The sequence below is a fragment of the endosymbiont of Galathealinum brachiosum genome, assembly GCA_003349885.1.
In the GTDB taxonomy this organism is placed as follows: domain Bacteria; phylum Pseudomonadota; class Gammaproteobacteria; order SZUA-229; family SZUA-229; genus SZUA-229.
Window position 1 is genome coordinate 182,681 of the sequence record QFXC01000002.1, and the last position, 23,775, is coordinate 206,455.

Genomic DNA, 23,775 nt, shown 5'->3' on the forward strand with positions numbered 1-23,775 from the left:
TTAAGCTGATAGTAACAATTTGTAGCTATACTCATAATACAGGTTACGAGTATAGTGTAATAACGTTATTTTACTGTTTCTTAACAGGATATGGTTATGAATGATAAAAATAATAAAGTCCTCTCAGCTGAACCAGGGCATGAACTTATTGGTGATTCTGATGATAAGTTTATGGAGTTTCTCCATAAAATAATACGTGTGGCTGTAAAAGTGCTAGCGGCATTAATGGTTGTTGTTATTGTATGGGGTTTGGGGGATGTTGTTTATGTTTTATATCAGCGCCTGACGGCTCCACCATTCCTGCTTTTAAGCATCAGTGATATCCTCGCTACATTTGGTGCATTTCTAGCGGTACTTATTGCTATTGAAATTTTCATAAATATAACTCTCTACCTCAAAACCAATGTTATTCCGGTCAGATTAGTTGTAGCGACTGCACTGATGGCTATTTCACGTAAAGTAATAATATTTGACTTCGATGAAATCACACCAATGTTCGTTCTGGCAACAGGCGTTGTTGTATTAGCCTTAGGGATAACTTACTGGCTCATTAGCAATAAATCTATGAACGATTAAACCATATTAATTTCCGACTTTTTTACTTAGAAACTTAAAATCACTCCATCATAAAGGTACATAAATGGGTACAGGGATAAGCGAGTATTTTAATATGACTTTCGCAGGCTGGCTACTCAGCATCTGCATACTGTTCATAATGTCTGCATTTGTTACGCGACTTTTATTTAAAAGCAAAGACAAACATAATACTCGATCAACTAAGCATACTTCGACATCTAAAAACTGGCATGCCGAAGACATAAAAACCGTTCTCAACTCACTCGATACAACGGCAGATGGTTTAAATCGAGAAGAGATATCACTCAGACTGGACAAGTACGGTCCTAATCAACTTGAAGAAGTACAGGTACGCGGAGCAATTTTACGATTCTTATATCAGTTTCACAATCTGCTTATTTATGTATTAATTATGGCTGGTATTGTAACAGCCATACTTGAACATTGGGTTGATGCAAGCGTTATTTTTGGTGTCGTTTTTCTTAATGCTGTCATTGGGTTTGTACAGGAAGGTAAAGCGGAGAACGCATTAAAAGCCATAAAAAAAATGCTTTCGGCAAATGCGATGGTATTACGTGATGGTCGACAAGTTTCAATTAGCGCAAAAGAGCTGGTGCCAGGTGATATAGTTTTACTGCAATCGGGTGATAAAGTACCCGCTGACTTACGCCTGTTACGCACTAAGGGTTTACAGATACAGGAATCAGTTCTCACAGGTGAGTCGTTAGCCGTAGAAAAAAATACTGACACAGTTGCACAACAGACTGTGATTGGTGATCACTTATGTATGGCTTATTCCGGCACCCTTATCACGCATGGTCAGGGAACAGGTGTTGTTGTAGCAACCGGTTCACAAACAGAAATTGGTCGTATTAGCACGCTGGTTTCCGAAGTCGATTCTGTTACCACTCCACTATTAAATCAAATGGCTCAGTTTAGTCGTTGGCTTACATTAGCGATTTTAGGTATTGCGCTTATTACTTTCGCTTTTGGTGTACTTGTTCGTGATTATGCATATACAGATATGTTTCTCGCCGCTGTAAGTCTGGCCGTTGCAGCCATACCTGAAGGCTTACCTGCTATTATGACCATTACACTGGCAATTGGTGTTCAACGTATGGCGCATCGAAATGCCATTATACGCCGCTTACCAGCTGTAGAAACATTAGGTGCAGTTACTGTAATATGCTCGGATAAAACAGGCACCCTCACCCGAAATGAAATGACTGTGCGCAGCATTGTCACAACCGAAGATCAGTTTGAACTAGCGGGCACAGGTTATGATCCCCACGGTGCAATTTCGGTATCAAATAAAAACATATCAACAGAAAATTCCCCGCTTCTTTCTGAAGCACTTAGAGCTGTAGTACTTTGCAACGATGCTTCATTAGAACAGAAAAACAACGAATGGTTTGTTCATGGTGACCCTATGGAGGGCGCCTTACTGATTGCTGGTTTGAAAGGCGAAATTGATATTGAAACTGAAACAAAACAGTATCCGCGAACAGATCTTATTCCATTTGAGTCTGAACATCGTTTTATGGCAACGCTTCACCACAGCCACTCAGGTGATGCTTTCATCTTTATTAAAGGCGCACCGGAACGTATTCTCGAATTATGCTCTCAACAGAAAACCGTTAATGGTGATCAGCCAATTAATAAAACATACTGGTCAAATCAAATAGAAAAAATGGCACACCAGGGTCAACGAGTATTAGCCATTGCACTTAAACCAGCAAACCATGAACTGATAGAACTATCTTTTGATGATGTCGACGATGGATTAATAATGCTCGGTTTATTCGGTTTGATTGATCCCCCAAGAGATGAAGCTATTAGTTCAATTAAAACCTGTAGTGATGCTGGTATTCGCGTAAAGATGATTACCGGCGACCACGGAGCAACTGCACTTGCTATTGCGCGACAGTTAAATCTGTTTAATACAAATCATGCACTGACCGGTGAAGACATTGATTTAATGAGTGAAGATGAGTTACGACAACAGGTTCAGGACATTGATGTATATGCACGTGTTAACCCCGAACACAAATTACGCCTTGTAAAACTTATGCAGGAGCTAGGCTTAATTGTTGCAATGACAGGCGACGGTGTTAACGATGCGCCAGCACTAAAACGTGCAGATGTTGGAACGGCCATGGGCTATAACGGTACGGAAGCAGCAAAAGAAGCCGCCGAAATGGTACTGGCTGATGATAATTTTGCATCCATTACGCAGGCGGTAAAAGAAGGACGCACTGTTTACGATAATCTAAAAAAAGCGATCCTTTTCATTCTTCCAACTAATGGAGGAGAAGCTCTAATTATACTTGCTGCAATTATTTTCGGTTTTCATCAATTGCCATTAACACCGGTACAGATTCTCTGGGTCAATATGGTTACTGCTGTTACTCTTGCGCTTTCACTATCTTTTGAACCACCTGAAAAAAATGTTATGTTACGCCCTCCACGGGCAGCTAGTGAGCCGATGTTAACATCCTATCTTGTATGGCGTATTCTGTTTGTTTCAGTTATTTTAATGAGCGGAACATTTGGTCTTTTTATAATAGAATTAGATCGTGGAGCAAGCATTGAATATGCACGTACAGTCGCTGTAAATACATTAGTAATGTTTGAAATATTTTACCTCTTTAATTCCCGTTATTTAAAAAATAGTATTTTCAACTGGGCAGGATTAACCGGTAACCCTTATGTTTTAATCGCAATAACAATACTACTAATTTTACAAATAGGATTTACCTACATTGGCTCAATGCAACATTTATTTGGCACAACAAACATAGATTTAAATACGTGGTTACGTATTATTATTGTTTCATCATCAGTAATGTTTCTTGTAGAATTAGAAAAGTATATAGTTCGCCGAAAAGACATTTAATAATTAATTACATTACGGCTAACTTCGATTCAAATCTGAAAGCGCCTGTTAAACTTAACACTTACAGACAATAAAAAATAAATTTAAGAAACGAAGTCAGCCTTATTATAAGTAGATTATTTAACAACAATCTCCTTTATTCCAAAATATCGATCATAACTATCGCGCAAATCAAGATAAATATAATTTGCACTTATATCTCCGTTCAAATTAATGATTGTAGTGGTATCATCAGGATATACTGTATTTTGAAATACCCAATCAGTGCCATCATACGTCCAGACAGTTAATTCACGAGCATGCTCTGCTGGAATCCATTCAATTTCGATCGTGCTCATGGTTTGCAATGTCTGCCAGCCTAACCTCATATTAATTGACTGATCATTATCCATCACACCCGAACGCCAGTATGTTGTTTCATCACCGTCATTCATATTAGCTGTACCATAACGCTGGTTACTCTGTTTCACTTCAACTAAAGCATTCAAAGCAATATTATCTGTAGATGGTGGCACTGTACTACCCAGTAGACTGGAACTGATCAGGGCTGAACCTATCTCCGGACAAGGAGCAGCAAAACAGGGATATACAGTCGCTGATTTTATAAACCCTATATTCTTTGCAAAATACAATGTCGTATAACTACCACATGAAACACCTACTGTATCTGTAAATGTCCCCGCATCTGTTATCACCTCACTGCCACGGGATACAACGGTAGTTTGACCGTTACTACAAATGCTATCTGATACATTTTGAATCGTATCTACAGCAGCATCTAAATTTACAAAATTTTGAGTCCCCGTACCTGGTGTCCATACAGTGATATCATTATCCCATCTACTGGCATGAACCCACATTTCACCCATAGAAGAAAAATTTTCATGTTTTTTCCAGTCGTAATAGGATTGAGTAATTGAATCAGACGAATCATCTGAAAAATTCCAGCTATCACCGATATCACCGGTAATATATTCATTTGCAGAAATTGAACCTGTAAAAGCCATCGATATAAAACCTGCAGCCAGCAGAGTTTGTTTTATCATTTATATTCTCCATAAAAAATTTAAGTAAGAGAATTTTTAATTACATTATGATAATTACTTAATCGTTCAGAATCTTCAGCTACTATGTTAGCAACCAGTCTAATGAAATATTATTAGCTGCGGTCACTTCCCTGTCTTTGAAAATTTTGAAGTGTATTTCATCAATCATAATCGATCAAAAACTTCTCAAAATAATTCAGCCAGAATTTTATATATACCGCACCTGATCTGAGGCCAGAAGGATATTAGAAACGAGTATTAATATTAAATTACAATACTTGATGATTAGATAATTATGATTAATAGGCATGAAGAAAACTTTATTAAAAAAACAGGTAAGAACAATATCTCCTGATTTTTCAAAAACTTATTACATAAAATAAAAATAACTACATTAATAAAACAGCAAATATATTATGCTAATTATCTATTTATATAGACAAACGGTAGCAAGTTTGAGTAGGAGATTAACTATGAAATGGACCTGTCACTTCGAATGTGACGCCATCATTAGAAACCCCTTTCGCCCCTCGTTGAGAACTAAAATATAATCGTTTGCCATCCGGTGAAAATGCCGGGCCGGTTATTTCTGAATTTTCATGTCCGACCAACTGAACTAATGGAACCAGCTTATTTGAATTAGTAATTGCTACAATCTGCAAATCACCGCCATCTTCACTCACTACCAGCTCACCATCCTGTGAAAGCGTTATATTATCGACACCTGTCAAAATTGGATTCTGATTTACACCCGCATCATAAACAACGGAAAGAGTTTCCGTCTTAGTATTATAAGACCATATACGATTATCACCTTTTGTTGCAAAAGAGACAGTACCATTATAATAAACTATACCTTCGCCACCTTTAAATTCTGTGCTCGAATCCACCTGATGACGTGTCGCAACAGTTGATGCTTCTGGATCAGGCACAGGAATCCAGTTAACTTTAAATTGCACCGAATCAACCACTGCGACTTCCAGCGTACCAGCAGATAAATTCGGATAACCGTTACTATTAATTGAATCGGGTACAAACCGATAAAAACAACCATCATATAAATCTTCTGTCATATACAGATAATTACTTTCTAAATCTACAGTAATAGCTTCATGATAAAAACGACCTAACGCGGGCCGTTTAACCGGCATCATTTGTCCGTAAGGATCACACTCCCAGATAAAACCTCTATTAATTTCTTCACAGGACAACCAGGTACCCCATGGCGTTGCTCCACCTGCACAATTTAAATTAGAGTTATCAAGTATTGAATATGCATTTATAATATTACCAGCCGCATCAAAACGAATTGAACTAACCCCACCAAGGTTACGCCCTATTTCACTATTAGATACATAGATCCAACCACCATCACTAGTTAAAAAAGTAGCCCCTCCATCTGGTGCATCATGCCATACAAAAGGTGAACCGGAATAAGGAGCTACACCTGAATTTGCTATGACCCGCGAAGTAAAACCATCAGGTAACATTAAGCCATTTTCATCAGGTGGTAATAAAACACCAACTTCATCAAGCAGACTAGTTGATGATGATGGTTTTATGATTCTGTTATTAGAGCATCCTAATAACGAGCCAATGGATAATACGGCTAATGAAGATAATGTCGAACGTAAAAAGGATCTGCGTGTATTCATAATAATAAAGTTAATAACTAATCTAATATCAGATTTTATTGACCGTAACATGGGCTGTATTATGAATCAATTGGGTCGAACTTTTCCATAAAAAAGCCCAGGTAAAATAACTGATTTACCGGGCTTCATCTAGCTAAATATTAAAAGAATTTTTTACACGATATTTTTATCTACTTCTAATGCGGGGTAATCTGTATAACCTTTTTCATCACCACCATAAAACGTAGATTGATCCGGCTCATTAAGCGATGCGCCCTGCGCAAAACGTTCGGGTAAGTCCGGATTAGCAATAAACAACTGGCCAAATGCAATCATATCCGCATGCCCCTGTGTTAATGCATCTTCTGCAGTAGCCCGGGTATAACCCATATTTGCCATATACAAACCACCGAATCGTTTCTTAAGCTCAACGTAATCAACCTTACGCTCACCGTTCAACATATCACCTTCTAATACATGAAGGTAAGCAAGGTCATGTTTACTCAACATATCAACGACCGCATTAAATGTAACCTGAGGCTGTGAGTCTCGAATATCATTAAACTGGTTTTCTGGTGACAATCGAACGCCAACTCGTTTACTTGGCCAAACTTCCTTAACCGCATTAATCACTTCTTCAAGTAAACGCATGCGATTTTCTACACTGCCTCCATAGATATCATCGCGTGTATTTGATCCATCACGTAAAAATTCATCTAACAGGTAACCATTAGCAGAGTGAACCTCTACTCCATCAAAACCAGCTTCTTTTGCATTTTTTGCTGCATCGACATAATCCGCTACCAAAGCGGGTATTTCACCCAGCTCAAGTGCTCGAGGTGTCACAAATGGCTGCATACCCTCATATGTAACCGCATCACCCTGTGGCTGAATTGCCGACGGTGCTACCGGTAACATGTTATCTGGCAACATCGATGGATGAGAAATACGACCTACATGCCATAACTGTAGAAAGATTAAACCACCTTCTTTATGAACTGCATCCGTTATCTTTTTCCAGCCCTTTATTTGCGCTTCTGAATGCACACCCGGTGTAGACGGGTAACCTAACGCGGTTTCTGAAATTTGACTGGCTTCGGTAATTAATAAACCTGCACTGGCACGCTGAGTGTAATAAAGCCTGTTCAGGTCTGTAGGCACATTTCCCTCACCCGCACGGTTACGAGTTAATGGGGCCATTACCATCCGATTTGACAGATTAAGGTCACCCATTTTCAGGGAAGTAAACAACTGAGACGTCGACATGTGATCTCCTTTAAAAAGCGTTAACAGGGGTTAGTTAATAATTCTAAACTCAGTATAACGATTTGATTGTCTTTCAATAGGCAGCAAATTAGCGTATATATGTTTCCAATTTAGAAACAGTGAGACTCTTATGGATGTTGCCAGCAAACTGATCTTATTTGCGGATGTCATAGATAGCGGCAGCTTTAGTAAAGCCGCCAGCCTTCGTGATGTTAATCGCTCCATGGTCAGCAAACAGATTGCACAGCTGGAAGAACACCTTGGAGTGAGACTTATAAACAGGACAACTCGCAGCCTGAGCCTGACCGATGCGGGGCATGCTATCTATCAACATGCCAGCAACATTCGTAATCAACTACTGGAAACCGATGCTCTGGTAGCCTCATTACGGGAAGATGTGAGTGGTGAACTACGTATATCGAGCACCACGCATTTTGGACGAAAGCATGTTATGCCCGTTATAAAAAAACTGGTTGAAGATTACCCTGAACTTAAAATTGATTTACGTCTTGAAGATAGATACGTGGATATTGTGGGTGAGCGTTTCGATGTTGCCATACGTATTACCTCTCCAGTCGACTCATCACTAATTGCACGTAAGTTAACAAACAATAAACTGGTTATGGTTGCCTCGCCTGCCTACCTTGATCAACACGGCACACCACAAAACATTGCTGACCTGGCGTGTCATCGCTTTGTTGTTTACGCTGGAGACAGTGGCGTGCTGGATAAATGGGCGTATTACGAAGGATCAGAAATTAAAAGTTATTCAGTAAATGTACATACCAAGGTAAATGATGGAACCGCCCTGTTAAAGTCTGCTGAAAATGGAATTGGTATAGGTCTGACCCTGCTATCTGATAGCCACGCACAACTCAATAATGGCACACTGGTAGAAGTTTTGGCCGATGTTAAATTCAAAGCATTCTCATCGACTTATATTATGTACCCTAGCCGTAGCCACATACCGAAAAAAACACGCCTGTTCATTGATCGCATGGTTGAATATGTAACGCAGCAGGATTTTTATATTGCTTAGTATTTTTAAAGACAACTTAATTTACAATTATTCTATTATTAATTTTATATTTTTCTGGATTTTCATTAAACAAGACAACCTCATCAATTAATTTTAGGGGAACCTCTCTTTCGCTACACTCTTTTAAGCTATCAATCTCAACCCTGCACCTTGACTCACCAGTGGTCATATCATAATTTACGAAACTAGCATGAAGTAACTGTAAATTAGATACAAAATAAATACTCGTAATATGAAAATCCTCTTCTACACTGGTACTAACAGGACCATCCAGTATTTCTATTAAACACCCATTATCATCAAATCTTAAAAAGCTAGATGAGCGATCAAACTTACCATAACCTTTTATTTCAATCTCGCCCCAGCAACTGAACTTATCCGTAGCTACCAGTGCAATATAATTAAAATCTGACGTTTTCCAGTAAGCAGCTATCTCTCCTCTTCTTAAATAACGTTTAACTTCGTAAACGATCGAGTCAATCAATTGATTTAATATTCTTTTCATATTGCTAATTTATAACTTATTTAATAAAACTAATTAATACATATACAATTAAAAAATACAAACCGATAACTATTCCACAACGAATATCATGATTAAAAAACAAAGGTTAAAGACAGCCCATCATCTATATTCAATATATAATTGTTTCACCCATTCTAACTCACCACTCCATTCATCTATGGTTGTTTGTAATGCCGCAGGCAATGGCGATGGCCAGGGTAATCCATATTTATCAGGCTGAACTAATGGCGCCAATAAAGAAGCTGCTGCCAGATCTGCACGGCTAAAAGTATCACCAGCCAAAAACTTATGTTCTGATAAATGAAGATTTAATTTATCGATTGCCAGTTTTAAATCCAGTTTTGCCTGTAATGCAGTTTCATCATTGATCCTCATGAGTTTAATCATTTTTAAACGTAATGCAGGAAAAAAGAACTTCATTAATATTTTCCCATACCAGGGCCCCTTATATGTAAAGATAGGTATCAGGAGTTTCGGATGATCAAGTAATGAATGATAAAAAAAAGTGCGTAAATTCGGCCCAACCTCCTTATCAACGAAAGCCTCCCACTCCAGAGCTTTAACTCGAGTTTCATCATCTACCGGGGTTAACCTGTGATCAGTAAATTTTTCATCTAAATAATCAATGATTTTATCAGAATGCTGAATAATATTAGCTTCATGTTTCAACACAGGTACTTCTGATCGCTTAGCTATAGACATTACCTGCTTTACATGTGGCCCGGGCAACAGGTTTTTAACCTTATATGGAATACCTTTATAGTCGAGTGCCCAACGGGCTTTTTCACAGAAATGTGAAATTGGAAACTGATATAAAATCACCATTAAGAATTCCTTTTTAAATATTTCCCTATAGTAATACACAAACTTATTAAACCAGAATTTATATAAGCTTTCTAATATCAACGATATTTCGTTGAACACTCCCGACTATTCGTAAAACACGAATTACCGTATTGCTTTAGATACTTAACATTACATATATTATCAATACTTATCAAGCACTTACATAAATATCCTTTTATGGCACAGCTAATGCTCTAGTACAGTTAACGAATTTACTCGTTATAAATTAACTTTGTAGAAAAAGGATTAAAACATGAAACTTATTTCAGCTTTTGTCGTCAGTCTGATACTACTTATACCAGCCCTGACATTTGCCGCTCCACCTAAGACTATTGATGGAGTCACCACCATTCACCTTACTGAATACAACGGTTACTTCTCAAGCCCTGAAACACTTGTAAAACTCAAACCCGGTAAATACAAATTCATTATCAAGAACAAATCTGGAAAATTGGTGGGCTTTTGGTTGCAAGATGCCAAGAGCCATAAATTTCTAGATAAATTCCCAATAGAAAAAGATGAAACACGTACGACTGATGTCGTGAATATCACTGAAAATGGTTTTCGTTATCGTTGCCCAATTAACCCTACACCATGGTATGACGTAGGTGTAGAGAAGTAATACATCAAATAATTAAATGGACCAGGGCGGATTTTTATTCACTAAGGATCCGCCCCGGAAACATTTAACTCCAGGACATTAGACCCTGCGACATTTAAAAACCTAATTCAGGAATTTGTATGAAAATTTTCCAAAGAAATAACACGGAGATTCAATTATTCAATGATAACTCACTATTTAAGAAAGTTGTATTTGCATCAGTTGGTGGATTTATTGCTATAGCAATAATTTCATTTCTTGCAAACTACTCCGGCTACCCTTTAATTATGGGTTCATTTGGTGCTTCATGTGTTTTGTTATTCGGTTATCCGGAAAGCCCTTTTTCACAACCAAAAAACGTAATCGCTGGTCATTTATTATCCACTTTTATTGGCCTTAGCTTTTTACATTTTGTTGGCCCTCAATGGTGGAGCATGGCTTTAGCTTTATCAGTTGCATTAGGCTTTATGATTGCAACTGAAACCGTTCATCCTCCTGCAGGTTCAAATCCATTAATTGTATTTTTAGCAAATGCAGACTGGTCTTTTTTAATTATGCCCAGTTTTATTGGCTCAATAGCACTACTTACCGTTGCTCTTGTTTTTATTAACATTTCATCTAAACGTAGCTATCCAAAATCATGGTTTTAGTAAAACCTACACTTTAATAAACAGGAAACCTAATGAAAATAGAAGAAGCTATAATTACGCGAAGATCAATTAAACACTTTGATCCGAAACATAAACTCAGTGAAGTTGAAATAAACAAATTACTTTCATTAGCCATACTATCACCAACGGCTTTTAACCAACAAAACTGGCGTTTTGTAATAATTGATGACACTGAATTAAGAAACACTATTCGCTCACATTCATGGGATCAGGCACAAATTACAGATGCTTCATTATTTATCGTACTTTGCGCAGATTTAAAAGCATGGGAAAAGCAACCTCAGCGTTACTGGGTTAACGCACCCGATGATGTACGTGCTTTAATGTTACCTGCCATGGATGATTATTACCGTAATAAACATCAGGTTCAGCGAGATGAAGCCATGCGCTCATGTGGTATTGCAGCCCAAACTCTCATGTTAAGCGCAAGATCAATGGGATATGATTCGTGCCCAATGGATGGCTTTGATTTTGATGAAATTGCTAAAATAATACATCTACCCGAAGATCATGTGATCACTATGTTTATTACGATAGGAAAGGAGATCAAACCCGCATGGCCAAGACCCGGCCAGTTATCACTGGAAGATATAGTATTTAAAGATAATTTTTAACTGTAATCATACAATATCCTGTAGCTGTTAAGTCATTAACTGTTATGGTTAACTTCTACAGTTTTCACACTATCGATGAGAATAGTTAAAAAATATTATCAAAATATTCGACTTAATATTCATCACATCTAATCTAAAACGCACCCGTTAGGGTGCGTAAATATTTTAATATACTAGTTAAATAATCTAAAAATATTTATTAAAGTGATTTTCAAGCTATTTATTTATACTTTTTCTATCAGTTAGTTGAATACACTGCCTACTATTAAGAACAAATAATACTGAAATAATTAAAATTGAAAAAACTACACCTGAAATGGTTAAACTATCTATAATCATAACGCTACTCCTGTAGGAAAATATAATTTATGTCATAGATAACATTGCAGCGCTTATGCCAGTTTTAAAACAAGCTATAACCAGTTGAAATACTTATTATTTATTACTTTATTGATGATTTTATACTTTACGAGAAGTCGCTATTAACGAAATACTGCATATCAATAGCAATATTTCGTGAAAAGCGGATCCATATTATTCGTGAAACACTTTTTATAAAATAGATGATTAATACTAACCATTATTCTTTTTATCACTAATTTCATCCTGAAGCTTTTCAAGTTCATCGAGTATACGAACAAATTTTATACCAAACATAGACCGCCACCTTTGGCGCTCTGTCCCCTTAATTATAACCACCAGGAGCTGTACAGAATAATTAACCGTTAAATATCCCTCTTATCAATTTCTAGCGATTTCATTCTCGATGCCAGTGTTGTAGGTTTAATCCCCAACAACTCAGCTGCACCTTCAGCACCAGATATTTTTCCTTTGGTATATCTAAGAGCTGCAATAATATTAACTTTATCCCTGGCCAATCTTTCGATTTCATTATAGGGAAGTCCTGAATCTGCTATATTTACAGTATCCTGAACCGCATCTATATGTTCATTTTTATTCTTAGGTAAATTAAAAATAAGTCGATTACCTTTACCCACAATAATGGCACGCTCAATTACATTTTGTAACTCACGGATATTTCCACCCCATGCATATGTTTGTAGTTGTTTTACATTTGCATTTGTTAACTTTGGACTTTCTCTGTTTATACGATTACAGATTAATTCAATAAAATGCTCTGCTAATAATGGTATATCATCAAGTCTGTCTCTTAACGGCACTGCCTCTACGGGAAATACATTTAATCTGAAATATAAATCTTCTCTGAAATTTCCTTTTTCAACTTCTTTTCTTAAATCTCGATTTGTTGCAGCAATAATACGTACGTCTACCGTACGGGTTGTTTCATCCCCTACCCGCTCAAACTGACCTTCCTGTAAAACCCTTAATAATTTACTTTGTAAATCTATCGGTATCTCACCAACTTCATCAAGAAATATCGTGCCACCATCTGCCAGTTCAAATCGACCTGTTCTGTTCTTGATGGCACCGGTAAATGAACCCCGCATATGACCAAAAAATTCACTTTCAAATAACTCATGAGGTATTGCAGCACAGTTAACCCTTATTAAAGGGCGATCGCTACGTTCACTTCTATCATGTATTGCTCGTGCGATTAACTCTTTACCGGTGCCTGATTCACCAATAATTAAAACATTTGCCATAGTCGGTGCAACCAGCTCTATCTGATTTAACACCTGCTTAATTGCATAACTCTGACCGACTATTTCTTTAAAGTTATGTTTAGTTCTAATCTCCTCCTGTAAATAAGTATTCTCCGCCTCCAGACGCTGCTTCATTTTTTCTACTTCTTCATAAGCCTGCTTTAATTCCTGCTCTGCCTGTTTACGTTCTGTTATGTCATTAAACACAACAACTGCACCCAACAACTTACCATCCTGCCTTATCGGAGTGCTGGTATATTCAACTGGAAAACTACTGCCGTCTTTACGCCAGAAAACTTCGTCTTCTACATGGTGAACTGAACCATCTTTAAATGCGGCATAGATGGGACAGTCTGTATTGCGATATTCCGAACCGTCAGCATGGGTATGATGTAAAAGGGCATGCATCGGTTGGCCTTTTAGCTCTTCAACCTCATAACCCAGCATGTTAGCCGCTGCAGGGTTTACGAAAGTCGTTTTTCCTTCACAACATAAACCATAAACCCCCTCACCTGCAGATTGTAAAATGAGTTGATTCTCAGTATAAATTTTTCTAATTTCATCCTGTTCACGCTTACGTTTAGTTATGTCATTAAAGACCACTACCGCACCTAACAGCTCACCGTCTTTTTTAACCGGGGTACTCGTGTATTCAACCAGAAAATGACTACCATCCTTTCGCCAGAAAATTTCATCATCAACATGATGTACCGCACCATCTTTAAAAGCCGCATGTATTGGGCAATCACAAGCATGAAAAGTAGAACCATCTGGTTTTGTATGATGCAACATGTCATGGCTTTTTTTACCCGTTAACTCCTCAATGCTCCAACCAGTCATTTCTGCTGCTGCTGGATTGGCAAATATTGTGACACCATTACAATCTATACCGAAGATTCCTTCTCCTGCAGCCTCAAGAATAAGATCCCCCATTGCGTTAACCGACGTAAAACTATTTTTACATACTTTAGGCTGTTCACTTTGAGCCATGATCATACATCCATTATTTCGTGATTTAGTAACTTAACATATAACGGAATAACGTAACAAGATCAACGACTATTCGTCAGTTACGATATATCGTGAAATATTTAATAGATGTTACAGGGAGATTTTTATTTATATTTCAACAAGATAGGGGAATTATTCGTATTGGCACATAGTCTGCAATTCCTTAATCAAAATTTAAATACTTATTTAAGAAAATAAAAGCTTTGATTGAGGACTTAATATGAAAACATTCACACGATACTATTTCAGGTTTTTCGTATTGTTATTACTTACGGCTATTGCACAGGACAAAGCCTATGCATACAAAGCTGAACCTGAAGAATACTGGCAAGGTACTTTAGGGCCTTTAACTATTCGCTCCCTGTCCCCAGCCCAGTCTTTACGTCTTTCACCTATTCCCCGCTCACCCTACGGTTTGCCAGATGGCCAGACTGAATTGCAGTTTAATATTGCGGCTGCAAGTGTTTACAGCAGTCAGGAAGGTTTATTTATTCTGGATTATCATTTTACGGATACTCGCTTTGCAATTAATCAGGGGTTTGCGAATAACTGGTCTGCTGAGTTTTCAATAAATGAACGTCGCATACTCAACGCTCACCTTGACCAGTTAACGCTTGAATTTCATGACCTGTTTGGCATTGATCAAAATGGTCGTGACGAGACAGTAAAAGATGGCACCCATATTCAAATACCTGAATATGGAATTGATCTGGGAAACGAAGTTCGTGGTCAAACCTCACAAACAATTGGCATCAGCGTGCAAAAAGTTCTAGCCGATAAAAGCATCGGATGGCCTGCCATTGCTGTGAATTTTAATATGAGTTACGAAATGTTACACGACGGTTTAATTGAACATGGTGCTTTTGATTATGGTGTGCAATTCAGTATTGCTCAGAAAAAAAGTAACGGTTATGCATACGGCAACCTTTCATATACTGAATTTGGTTCAGATGATGTTTTAGGCTTACCCCTGAAAGATCATCAATTCAGTGGCATGTTCGGATATGAGTTCAATATGGACCATGACGAAGCTTTCATATTGCAGTATTTATTCAGTGAAGGCGTGGTTGATGGTATGGGTGAACTATCAGAATTCAGCCATGAAATTCATATTGGATATAAATGGAGAACTGAATCCTACCTTTTTGAAGCAGGTCTTGTTGAAAATATTGTTAACTTTGAAAATAGCCCGGATGTTGCATTCACATTTGGTGTTACTTACAAACTCTAACATTCGGAGAAAATAATGAAACCCAGATCAGAAACCACATTGAGCAATAACAAGCCCAGTAAGGAGTATGTAAACTTACATAAAAAATCTGCGACTCAAAGAGAAGTAGAACTAACAATCCAAAATGATATTTTAAATAATAAGTTATTGTTGGCAAGCAAAATGGAAAATATGGGTTTATTATCAGCTGGAATTTCACATGACTTTAACAATATTTTACACCTGATTATTGGTTTTTCAGAAATCGCAATACATAAAACATCCCGCGATGATCCTGCTTATAACTATCTATTAAAGATACTCAAAAATGCCGAGTTAGGAAAACATCTTACGGAAAAGATACTGAGCTATAATCGACAACATAACAAACTTGAATCTGAGTCAGTCTTGCTACATCATTCTGTATCAGAAGCGATAGAACTTGTTAAAATAGGCGTATCTAAAAAAATCACTATTGTACAAAACCTTCAGAACACGGGAAAAATACTGGCTGATCAGGCAGGAATTTTTCAAATTGTGATGAACTTGTGCCTTAATGCTATTCATGCAATGAAAGTTCGAGGCGGTTTACTCAGTATTGATCTAAATCTTAAAAATCACGATGGAAAGATATGGCACCTGCTGGAAATAAAAGATACCGGACATGGCATGAAAGAATCAACAATGAAAAATATATTTGACCCTCTATTTACAACTAAACCTGAAACTGAGGGAACCGGGTTAGGCCTGCCAACTGTGTATAACATTATCAGTCAATATCAAGGTATAATTACAGTTACTTCTGATTTTGGTTCGGGCAGTTGCTTTTCAGTTTTACTCCCAATCGATAATTATTAAGGCCTTTCATAAACGACTACTATTAATACATATGAAATTAAATTCTGACCTAACCCTTAGAGCAAACCTTAATATCAATAACCTGAAATGGGAAAACTCACCTTCCGCGGGTGTACAACGCCTACGACTTGAAGCTGATGATGAAAAACCGCCCGTAGAAAGAGTTACAACCATAGTTAGTTTTGCTCCACAAAGCTCTTTCAGTGGTCACGTACACGGTGGTGGTGAAGAGTTTTTAGTATTAAATGGCACATTTTCAGATCAGCATGCTGATTACCCTGAAGGCTATTATGTACGCAACCCTAAAGGCACAGGCCATGCTCCTCATAGTGATGAAGGTTGTAGAATTCTGGTTAAACTCTGGCAAATGCATCCGGATGATCAAAATCAACTAGCCATTAATACTCGTAATGAAAATCTCTGGAAAAAAAATAGGGCATCTGGTGAAATATTGCCGCTTTTCAATGCAGACTATGAATCAGTATGTATGATGCGTTGGCCTGCCGGATTGAAACTAAGTAACCTCAGTTTCGATGCGGGTGTAGAGTATTTTGTACTACACGGCCGTTTTTATGATGATGAAGGTAACTACACCAAGGGTAGCTGGTTACGTCTACCGGCAGGCTCCAGACAAAATATTACCGTAACAGAAGATTGTTTATTATTACGCAAAACCGGTCATCTACTCGAGCCTGTATCTTATGAGTGAACATCATAGTGTAATTATTATTGGCGCAGGTTTAAGTGGCTTATATAGCGCCTGGCAATTACAACAGAAACAACAGGATGTCATTTTACTGGAAGCACGTAATCGCGCGGGTGGAAGAATATTCTCAGCCGATTATAAAAACAGTAGATTTGATATGGGCCCGGCCTGGGTATGGCCACACTTACAGCCTCGCTTAAACCAGTTAATGAAGAATCTTGATCTGGACACATTTAAACAACATACAAGCGGTGCGATGTTATATGAAAAAAATCCAGATGAAATTGAACATTACACTGGTCAGTCTTCACATAGTGAATCATATCGAATAGCCGGTGCTAGCCAGCAATTAATTGAAACATTGCAAAATAAGCTACCCGAATCAGGCATTCATTTAAATACACTTGTGCAGTCTATTAATAAAGATGACATGAGCATTTATACCATACGTGATGGTAAAAAATTCCAATACACGGCTAATAAAATTATTCTTGCACTACCACCGAGATTAATACAACAGAACATAGATTTCACACCTGCCATTCCAGAAGAAATTTCAAACATCTGGAAAAGCATACCGACCTGGATGTCTGGGCATTGTAAAATTATGTTTATTTATGAAAAACCCTTCTGGCGAGATAACAACTTATCAGGCGAAGTTTTCAGCCATTACGGCCCATTGTCAGAAATTTATGATGGTAGCCCTTCAAGTGAAGAATATTACGCCCTCACCGCTTTTGTGGGTTTAAATGCTCATCAGCGTAAACAGGTTGATAAAGAACGCTTAATTGAATCATGCATGAAGCAATTACAACGTCTGTTCGGCGATGAGAGCCAGAACACCTGCGATATACAGTTAAAGGACTGGAGTCTGGACGAAAACACTACCGCTGAAATAGATTTAACTTCACCCATGCAACACCCGCAATATCCTGAAGATGCACCTAGACATTTCTGGGGTGGGAAAGTAATACTGACGGGCACTGAATTTGCTCGTGAGCATGGGGGTTATCTTGAAGGAGCCATTGAAAGTGCTGATGAAGCTATTTCTAACTATTAAAATTAATGAATCGATATATCAACAATCAAATACTCTTAAGCATATTTAAGATTCCACTATATTACGTTATTCAATTACGATAACTCGTTGTTAACGATTTATCGTTGCGAATTTCATTAAATATCACCTCTTACTCATCTAACTTTGCATCCTATAATTTAAACACATACCGTATTTAGCTATACCTCACCCTTAACCTGATTATTTTACAATCTATCACTATTATTTCATTACCCAACGAGCGATAAATAACATAATTCTCACACTTTACTTTTTTTTGTAATATCTGGCATGGCTTATGCGATCAAATTATTAATACACCAGGAGATTATCATGAGCCAGAAACAAAAAAGCTATTTAAGCAATCTGAATCGTATAATTATTTTCATGCTTACCCTGTCGGGTCTTTTAATGGATGGGTTTCAAACTTCTGATATTCCCTGCACTTTTGCAGTGATCTTCTGGTTATGGTTACCATTATGTACAGAAATCGAATCTAAATTTATTAATCGATTTACTACTCATCCATATAATTAAATTAAAAAGAAAATCTTAAAGACAGTTTAATTATTCTTTCTGAATAGTTTATTAGTAATGAATCTTTTACGAAATCACGTTTCTAACTCACGATAAATCGTTTTTCACGACTATTCGTATATATCAATACCGTATAAAAATACAACTTACTTATAAATATCAATGAGTTAAATAAAACATACAGACTGGCATAGCAAATGCAATATCACCTTCAACGAATAATCGTTAACAACTAAACCAAGAGGGTTTACACATGAAAGCTGCAATAATTATTTTATCAGATCCAAAATCAGGTTCAGAAGAAGCTTTAGGTCGTTTTTTTAATGCATTAGCAACCGCATACGATCATAAAGAAAATGGTGATGAGGTAACAATATTATTCCAGGGTGCAGGTACTCGCTGGGCTGGTGAAATGAATAATGAAGAGCATCCTGTATATGATCTTTATAAAGCTGTTGAAGATAAAGTTGCCGGTGTATCCTGTGGTTGTGCCGATGTATTTGGTGCATCTGAAGAAGCTGTAAAAAGTGGATTTGATTTAGTTAAGGACAATGCCGTTCCTGGCACATCCGGTTTACCCAGTTTGAGAAATTTACGTAATGATGGTTTTGAAATTATGATTTTCTAAATCCACATTATAAGTACTATCAAAATGACAGGGAGTTAGCCCTGTCATTTTGATTTATTAAACATCTAAAATTATAATAATCTCCACAGGAGTTCAATATGTCACAGACTGGCCCATTCCATGAAGGTGAACTTGCTGTTCAAACTAAATTAGGTGTATCTGACATCGCCCGATCTAACGGTACAGTTATTACTAACCGAATACCTGGTGCAGCATTAAATTTCATATCACAACAATCTATGGTTATACTCGGCAGCACCGACATAAACTCCCGAATCTGGACATCAGCAATATTTGGTAGCAGCGGTTTTATAGAAGCACTGGATGCTGAGACAGTTAGAATAAATTTTAGCGATACTTCTATATCAATAACAGATCCTTTCTGGTCAAACATTCAGTCTAACGCACAACTCGGTATGATCGTCATTGAACTTGGCTCACGCCGACGTTTACGTATTAATGGCCAAATCGAAAAAATATCAGAACAGATTTATCATATTAATATTGATCAGGCATATCCAAACTGTCCTCAGTATATTCAACGTAGACATATAATGCATGCTAGAAAAAATAACGATCTTAACAAAGTTTCTGATTTGAATGGCTGCAGCCTTAATTTAAACCAAATTAATATTATTGAAAATGCAGATACCTTTTTTGTTTCCAGTGCGCACCCGGATCATGGTAATGATGTATCTCATCGGGGAGGTAAACCCGGCTTCATTCAGATAATAAATAATTCACAATTACGCATACCCGATTACCCGGGTAACAGTATGTTTAATACGTTAGGCAATTTTGACGTTAATCCTAATGCAGGTCTCGTGTTTATTGATTTTATAAACAAAAAAATCCTTCAGTTAACGGGGCAGGCGAAAGTTCTGTGGCATATAGAAGATACCGATATAGAAACAGCAGGCACGCTACGTTACTGGCAGTTTGATATAGAATCATGGAGAGAAAGTACTATCGACTTTGATATTGAATGGGAATACCTGGATGCATCGCCCCATAACCCTGAAATCACTTCGAATCAGACAATAGAAAACAAGACGCTGAATTTAACCGTAGATAAAATCATTCAGCAGTCTGATCGAGTTAAATCATTCATATTAACATCAGACGATAAACTACCTGAATTTAAAGCCGGGGCACACCTGGAAATCACACTTAATAACGATCAGAACCTTATTAGACACTACTCTATTCTATCCAACCCAGATAATCTAAATCATTATGAAATAGCCGTGCTGGAACAGGCTGAAAGTCGTGGCGGTTCACACGCTATGCATCACTTAGTTAAGCAAGGCGATATTTTAAATTGCTCAATTCCTAAAAATGAATTTCCCGTATACACTAATGCTGAACACACAATATTAATAGCCGGTGGTATCGGTATCACCCCTATTCTATCGATGTTAGAGTCACTCGAATCACAAAATAAATCATATGAATTTCATTATACTGTCAAAACATTATCTGATTTTATCTATATTGATAGAATAAAAGCCATTGCTGGAAACAGGTGTTCTTTTTATACATCGGCTAAAAAAAACTCACGACTTAATCTGGATATATTACTAACCAAACCCGATAAAGGCACGCATGTTTATGTTTGTGGTCCAGTTCGTTTGATTAATGCAATTCGAGAAGTTTCAGAAATAAATAACTGGAACAAAGCAAACGTTCACTTTGAAAATTTTGGAGTTAATTCTATTAAAAGCAATTCACAAATAGAAATAAAATTAGCCAAAAGCGAGATTACATTAACGGTTCCAGCTGATATATCGATACTTGATTATTTGCTCAACAACAAGATAAATGTACCCCATCAATGCAAAAGAGGTGAATGTGGATTATGCGTAACAAGTGTATTAGAAGGCACACCTGATCATAGAGATATATACCTTGAAAAAGAACAAAGAAAATCTTCCATGTGCCTTTGTGTATCAAGGGCGAAAGGCAATAAAATCACACTGGATCTGTAATAACATAATACATTTGATACTAATCAATTCTTAATTTTTTAACTTAAGCATAATTAAGTATGTATTAGTGTTTTTACCCATATGCTACTTGCTAAAAAGGGTTAAAAGATGAAACGTTTAAGCATCAATCCAGTTTTATTTTTCCTTCTAGTTCTGATGTCAGAAACATCATGGAGTGATGAGCGAACAAGGGATTCTCTATCATCATATCGAAGTATTGTTGGAATTTCTGTTAATGCTATAGATTTTGATGTTTATAATAAAGATAGCACCAGTTCAAATGGTACATTGTCAGAAGACTTTTCATACTCGCCCTTTATTTCTATTGAAAGCCCTTATAAATTCTTTGGAGACTCTAATTGGGGTGGCTTAATGGAATACAGTCTTTCGAGTTTCAATTTAAAGCAACAACTCATAGATAATGAACTTTCCGATCTCGGAACTTCAGTGAAAGGGTACTATACTTTTGTAACACCTACCCTGTTTTATTCATTCAATGGAGTAAGCTCCTATAACAACAATCAAATGTTAATTGCAGGACTGGGAGTAGGATTCGGTTATTTAAATGCATCCGGGGAAGTAATCTTTACCGAAACCACACAGGAACTACACAATATTGATATAAATGGAACGGCCTTAGCTATATCCTTATTTTTAGATTATCGTACAGGTGATTTTGTAACACGCATATCTGGTGGCCTTACAAGCCATACAAAAGATAACTATGATTATGATGCTTTTGGATTTACATGGAGTTTTGGTTATGTTTTTGGATTATAAAATTAAATACTCCTGACACTCTCAGGGCAATGATGCTTCAAGCTTAAAACACCATTGTTATTAACTTTTATCAAGAAATAAATAAGGAACAGATGATACAAATTTTAATTAATATCGATTACTAATTAATACATTATATAATCACTATTTGTTAGTATCTGCTTTTTTAACCCTGATTTTATTACCCGCAATTTCCTGATTATTCAGGCTTTTAATTGCCGCTTTAGCATCGCCTGCTTTAGGCATTTCTACAAAGCCAAAACCTTTTGATACGCCTGATGCTTTGTCCATTACTATAACGCAGGACTGTACATCACCAAATGGTTCAAACAGGTTCTTTATCTCCAGCTCTGTTGTTGTGCGAGCAAGATTACGTATTAATAATTTCATTGTGAACCTTTTAAAGTTGTTTATTTTATTAGCTTAGTAGGCCGCGGTTATTTGATAATATTTTTTGTCCAGCCCCATTTGAACCTCAATATCATCATCAACTCTTGAGGAAATTAATGCTTTACCAAGTGGCGCGGACGGGGTAACGATTGTTATTTCTTTATGGTTAAATCTAAATTTAAGGCCTCCGGCTACCGGGCTTAAAAAGACAAATTGCTCAGTTCCCTCTTCATCCTCAATACTCACCAGTGTACCAATGACTATAGAACTATCAGGCAAATACTCAACGATCTTTAACTTACTGAACGTAATTAAATCAGCCTCACACTCTGCAACACGTTTAGATTGACCATGAGCCAGATATGATGCTTCGAGACCTAATGTATCGTATTTATTTTCTGCCTCGTTTTCTTCATCGGTAGCCGTATCATAAGCTCTTTGAGCCGCAGCAGCTGCCACCTGATGGACATTTTCTAATTCTTGCAATATCTGCTTAATCAACAGGGATTTGTTCATACAACTTAAACCTGTTTAACTAACTTGCACCTGTTGTGCATTAAACTCTACAACCTGTCCTTTTCTAATTTTGCATCGTTTACGTAACTCAATCTGGTCATCAACCTTAACCTGACCTTCTGAAATAAGGATTTTTGCCCTGCCTCCACTTTCACATAAACCGGTAATTTTGAGCAGGTTATTTAACTCAATATACTCACGGCCCTCAAGTTCAAACAGTTCCATTATTTTTCCTGCTTATAATAATCTTTTGCCCGGTACTTTTTCTGCATACCCTGTAAAAAATTACGTAACATCTGATCTTTGCAGACTCGATGATTCTTATGACCTTTCTTACGGAATAAGGCACTTAACTCATGCTTGCTGATTGGAAATTCAGCTAATTCCATTAACTCAAGAATACCCTCATCCTTAAGATTGAGCGCTATCTTTAATTTTTTCAGAATAATATTATTCGTGAGGTGTTTTTCAAGCTGGGGCTGTGCACCCTCTTTTTTCCCTCGCTTGTCATCGATCAGGTTATTCAGAAAAATAGCCAGCTGAATATCTTTACATTCCTGAAAGGCAGGGTCATCGTCTTTCTTTAACCAGTCACTCATTTGCTCACGGGTAACAGGTTCATCTTCAAGACTCAATAATGTCATCATTTTTGAGTCATCGAAATCAAAGGTATAACGGATTCGGCGTAATATATCGTTGTTTGTCACATGAATTTCCTGATTTAGTAGGGCTATTGTCACAGAACAGGCTA

The 23,775-nt window shown here is 37.1% G+C and carries 24 protein-coding genes; 14 read left to right on the plus strand and 10 right to left on the minus strand.

Annotated elements, in window-relative coordinates:
- The first annotated feature begins 96 nt into the window (after nucleotides 1–96).
- Together DIZ80_00875 and DIZ80_00880 are read left to right on the plus strand one after the other, a co-directional pair.
- Entirely contained in the window at nucleotides 97–576 is a 480-nt protein-coding gene (locus DIZ80_00875; protein ID RDH86056.1) for a hypothetical protein, read from the plus strand.
- Between the two features lie 139 nt (nucleotides 577–715).
- Nucleotides 716–3,472 carry a carbonate dehydratase gene (locus tag DIZ80_00880; GenBank protein ID RDH86159.1) on the plus strand — a complete coding sequence of 919 codons (2,757 nt, stop codon included), beginning with the start codon at nucleotides 716–718 and terminating at the stop codon, nucleotides 3,470–3,472.
- Nucleotides 3,473–3,588: 116 nt separating this feature from the next.
- Here DIZ80_00880 and DIZ80_00885 read toward each other — a convergent pair whose 3' ends face one another.
- The 3 genes from DIZ80_00885 to DIZ80_00895 form a co-directional block, all read right to left on the minus strand.
- Nucleotides 3,589–4,518 (minus strand): hypothetical protein, encoded by a 930-nt coding sequence (locus DIZ80_00885; protein RDH86057.1) that lies wholly within the window; start codon nucleotides 4,516–4,518, stop codon nucleotides 3,589–3,591.
- A gap of 467 nt (nucleotides 4,519–4,985) precedes the next feature.
- The gene (locus DIZ80_00890; GenBank protein RDH86160.1) at nucleotides 4,986–6,173 is read right to left on the minus strand and encodes a translocation protein TolB; all 1,188 of its coding nucleotides are present in this window, start codon (nucleotides 6,171–6,173) and stop codon (nucleotides 4,986–4,988) included.
- 153 nt (nucleotides 6,174–6,326) lie between these two features.
- Nucleotides 6,327–7,418 carry an alkene reductase gene (locus tag DIZ80_00895; protein ID RDH86058.1) on the minus strand — a complete coding sequence of 364 codons (1,092 nt, stop codon included), beginning with the start codon at nucleotides 7,416–7,418 and terminating at the stop codon, nucleotides 6,327–6,329.
- Nucleotides 7,419–7,548: 130 nt separating this feature from the next.
- Here DIZ80_00895 and DIZ80_00900 point away from each other — a divergent pair, with 130 nt between their 5' ends.
- The gene (locus DIZ80_00900; protein RDH86059.1) at nucleotides 7,549–8,457 is read left to right on the plus strand and encodes a LysR family transcriptional regulator; all 909 of its coding nucleotides are present in this window, start codon (nucleotides 7,549–7,551) and stop codon (nucleotides 8,455–8,457) included.
- 16 nt (nucleotides 8,458–8,473) lie between these two features.
- Here DIZ80_00900 and DIZ80_00905 read toward each other — a convergent pair whose 3' ends face one another.
- Together DIZ80_00905 and DIZ80_00910 are read right to left on the minus strand one after the other, a co-directional pair.
- Complete coding sequence (locus DIZ80_00905) at nucleotides 8,474–8,962, minus strand: hypothetical protein (GenBank protein RDH86060.1); 489 nt, start codon at nucleotides 8,960–8,962, stop codon at nucleotides 8,474–8,476.
- A 120-nt stretch (nucleotides 8,963–9,082) separates the two neighbouring features.
- On the minus strand, nucleotides 9,083–9,808 hold the full coding sequence (locus DIZ80_00910; protein RDH86061.1) for a glutathione S-transferase: 726 nt from the start codon (nucleotides 9,806–9,808) through the stop codon (nucleotides 9,083–9,085).
- Between the two features lie 274 nt (nucleotides 9,809–10,082).
- Here DIZ80_00910 and DIZ80_00915 point away from each other — a divergent pair, with 274 nt between their 5' ends.
- The 3 genes from DIZ80_00915 to DIZ80_00925 all read left to right on the plus strand — a co-directional run bounded on the left by DIZ80_00915 (nucleotide 10,083) and on the right by DIZ80_00925 (nucleotide 11,715).
- Nucleotides 10,083–10,451: a hypothetical protein gene (locus tag DIZ80_00915; GenBank protein ID RDH86062.1), complete on the plus strand. Its 369-nt coding sequence runs from the start codon at nucleotides 10,083–10,085 to the stop codon at nucleotides 10,449–10,451.
- Between the two features lie 119 nt (nucleotides 10,452–10,570).
- On the plus strand, nucleotides 10,571–11,080 hold the full coding sequence (locus tag DIZ80_00920) for an HPP family protein (protein RDH86063.1): 510 nt from the start codon (nucleotides 10,571–10,573) through the stop codon (nucleotides 11,078–11,080).
- Between the two features lie 32 nt (nucleotides 11,081–11,112).
- Nucleotides 11,113–11,715, plus strand: coding sequence for a nitroreductase family protein (locus DIZ80_00925; protein RDH86064.1), 603 nt, complete (start codon nucleotides 11,113–11,115; stop codon nucleotides 11,713–11,715).
- 725 nt (nucleotides 11,716–12,440) lie between these two features.
- Here DIZ80_00925 and DIZ80_00930 read toward each other — a convergent pair.
- Nucleotides 12,441–14,000, minus strand: coding sequence for a histidine kinase (locus DIZ80_00930; protein RDH86161.1), 1,560 nt, complete (start codon nucleotides 13,998–14,000; stop codon nucleotides 12,441–12,443).
- A 571-nt stretch (nucleotides 14,001–14,571) separates the two neighbouring features.
- Between DIZ80_00930 and DIZ80_00935 the strand changes: the two genes are divergently transcribed.
- From DIZ80_00935 to DIZ80_00970, 8 genes are all read left to right on the plus strand, one after another.
- Complete coding sequence (locus DIZ80_00935; protein ID RDH86065.1) at nucleotides 14,572–15,582, plus strand: hypothetical protein; 1,011 nt, start codon at nucleotides 14,572–14,574, stop codon at nucleotides 15,580–15,582.
- Between the two features lie 15 nt (nucleotides 15,583–15,597).
- Nucleotides 15,598–16,419, plus strand: a complete 822-nt coding sequence (locus DIZ80_00940; GenBank protein ID RDH86066.1) for a hypothetical protein — start codon at nucleotides 15,598–15,600, stop codon at nucleotides 16,417–16,419.
- A gap of 31 nt (nucleotides 16,420–16,450) precedes the next feature.
- Nucleotides 16,451–17,128 (plus strand): cupin, encoded by a 678-nt coding sequence (locus DIZ80_00945; GenBank protein ID RDH86067.1) that lies wholly within the window; start codon nucleotides 16,451–16,453, stop codon nucleotides 17,126–17,128.
- Nucleotides 17,121–18,185, plus strand: a complete 1,065-nt coding sequence (locus DIZ80_00950; GenBank protein ID RDH86068.1) for an amine oxidase — start codon at nucleotides 17,121–17,123, stop codon at nucleotides 18,183–18,185. Before DIZ80_00945 ends, DIZ80_00950 begins: the two co-directional genes overlap by 8 nt.
- A gap of 333 nt (nucleotides 18,186–18,518) precedes the next feature.
- On the plus strand, nucleotides 18,519–18,722 hold the full coding sequence (locus tag DIZ80_00955) for a hypothetical protein (GenBank protein ID RDH86069.1): 204 nt from the start codon (nucleotides 18,519–18,521) through the stop codon (nucleotides 18,720–18,722).
- Nucleotides 18,723–18,975: 253 nt separating this feature from the next.
- The gene (locus DIZ80_00960; protein RDH86070.1) at nucleotides 18,976–19,350 is read left to right on the plus strand and encodes a hypothetical protein; all 375 of its coding nucleotides are present in this window, start codon (nucleotides 18,976–18,978) and stop codon (nucleotides 19,348–19,350) included.
- Nucleotides 19,351–19,448: 98 nt separating this feature from the next.
- Nucleotides 19,449–21,338: a hypothetical protein gene (locus DIZ80_00965; GenBank protein ID RDH86071.1), complete on the plus strand. Its 1,890-nt coding sequence runs from the start codon at nucleotides 19,449–19,451 to the stop codon at nucleotides 21,336–21,338.
- A 108-nt stretch (nucleotides 21,339–21,446) separates the two neighbouring features.
- Nucleotides 21,447–22,118, plus strand: a complete 672-nt coding sequence (locus DIZ80_00970) for a hypothetical protein (protein RDH86072.1) — start codon at nucleotides 21,447–21,449, stop codon at nucleotides 22,116–22,118.
- Between the two features lie 144 nt (nucleotides 22,119–22,262).
- Here DIZ80_00970 and DIZ80_00975 read toward each other — a convergent pair whose 3' ends face one another.
- Genes DIZ80_00975 through DIZ80_00990 form a run of 4 tightly spaced genes read right to left on the minus strand, consistent with a single transcriptional unit; the run spans nucleotide 22,263 to nucleotide 23,731 of the window.
- Nucleotides 22,263–22,508, minus strand: coding sequence for an RNA-binding protein (locus tag DIZ80_00975; protein RDH86073.1), 246 nt, complete (start codon nucleotides 22,506–22,508; stop codon nucleotides 22,263–22,265).
- 33 nt (nucleotides 22,509–22,541) lie between these two features.
- On the minus strand, nucleotides 22,542–23,024 hold the full coding sequence (locus tag DIZ80_00980; GenBank protein RDH86074.1) for a transcription elongation factor: 483 nt from the start codon (nucleotides 23,022–23,024) through the stop codon (nucleotides 22,542–22,544).
- 15 nt (nucleotides 23,025–23,039) lie between these two features.
- Nucleotides 23,040–23,249: an RNA-binding protein gene (locus DIZ80_00985; protein RDH86075.1), complete on the minus strand. Its 210-nt coding sequence runs from the start codon at nucleotides 23,247–23,249 to the stop codon at nucleotides 23,040–23,042.
- Complete coding sequence (locus DIZ80_00990; protein RDH86076.1) at nucleotides 23,249–23,731, minus strand: DUF1456 domain-containing protein; 483 nt, start codon at nucleotides 23,729–23,731, stop codon at nucleotides 23,249–23,251. Before DIZ80_00990 ends, DIZ80_00985 begins: the two co-directional genes overlap by 1 nt.
- Nucleotides 23,732–23,775: the final 44 nt, after the last annotated feature.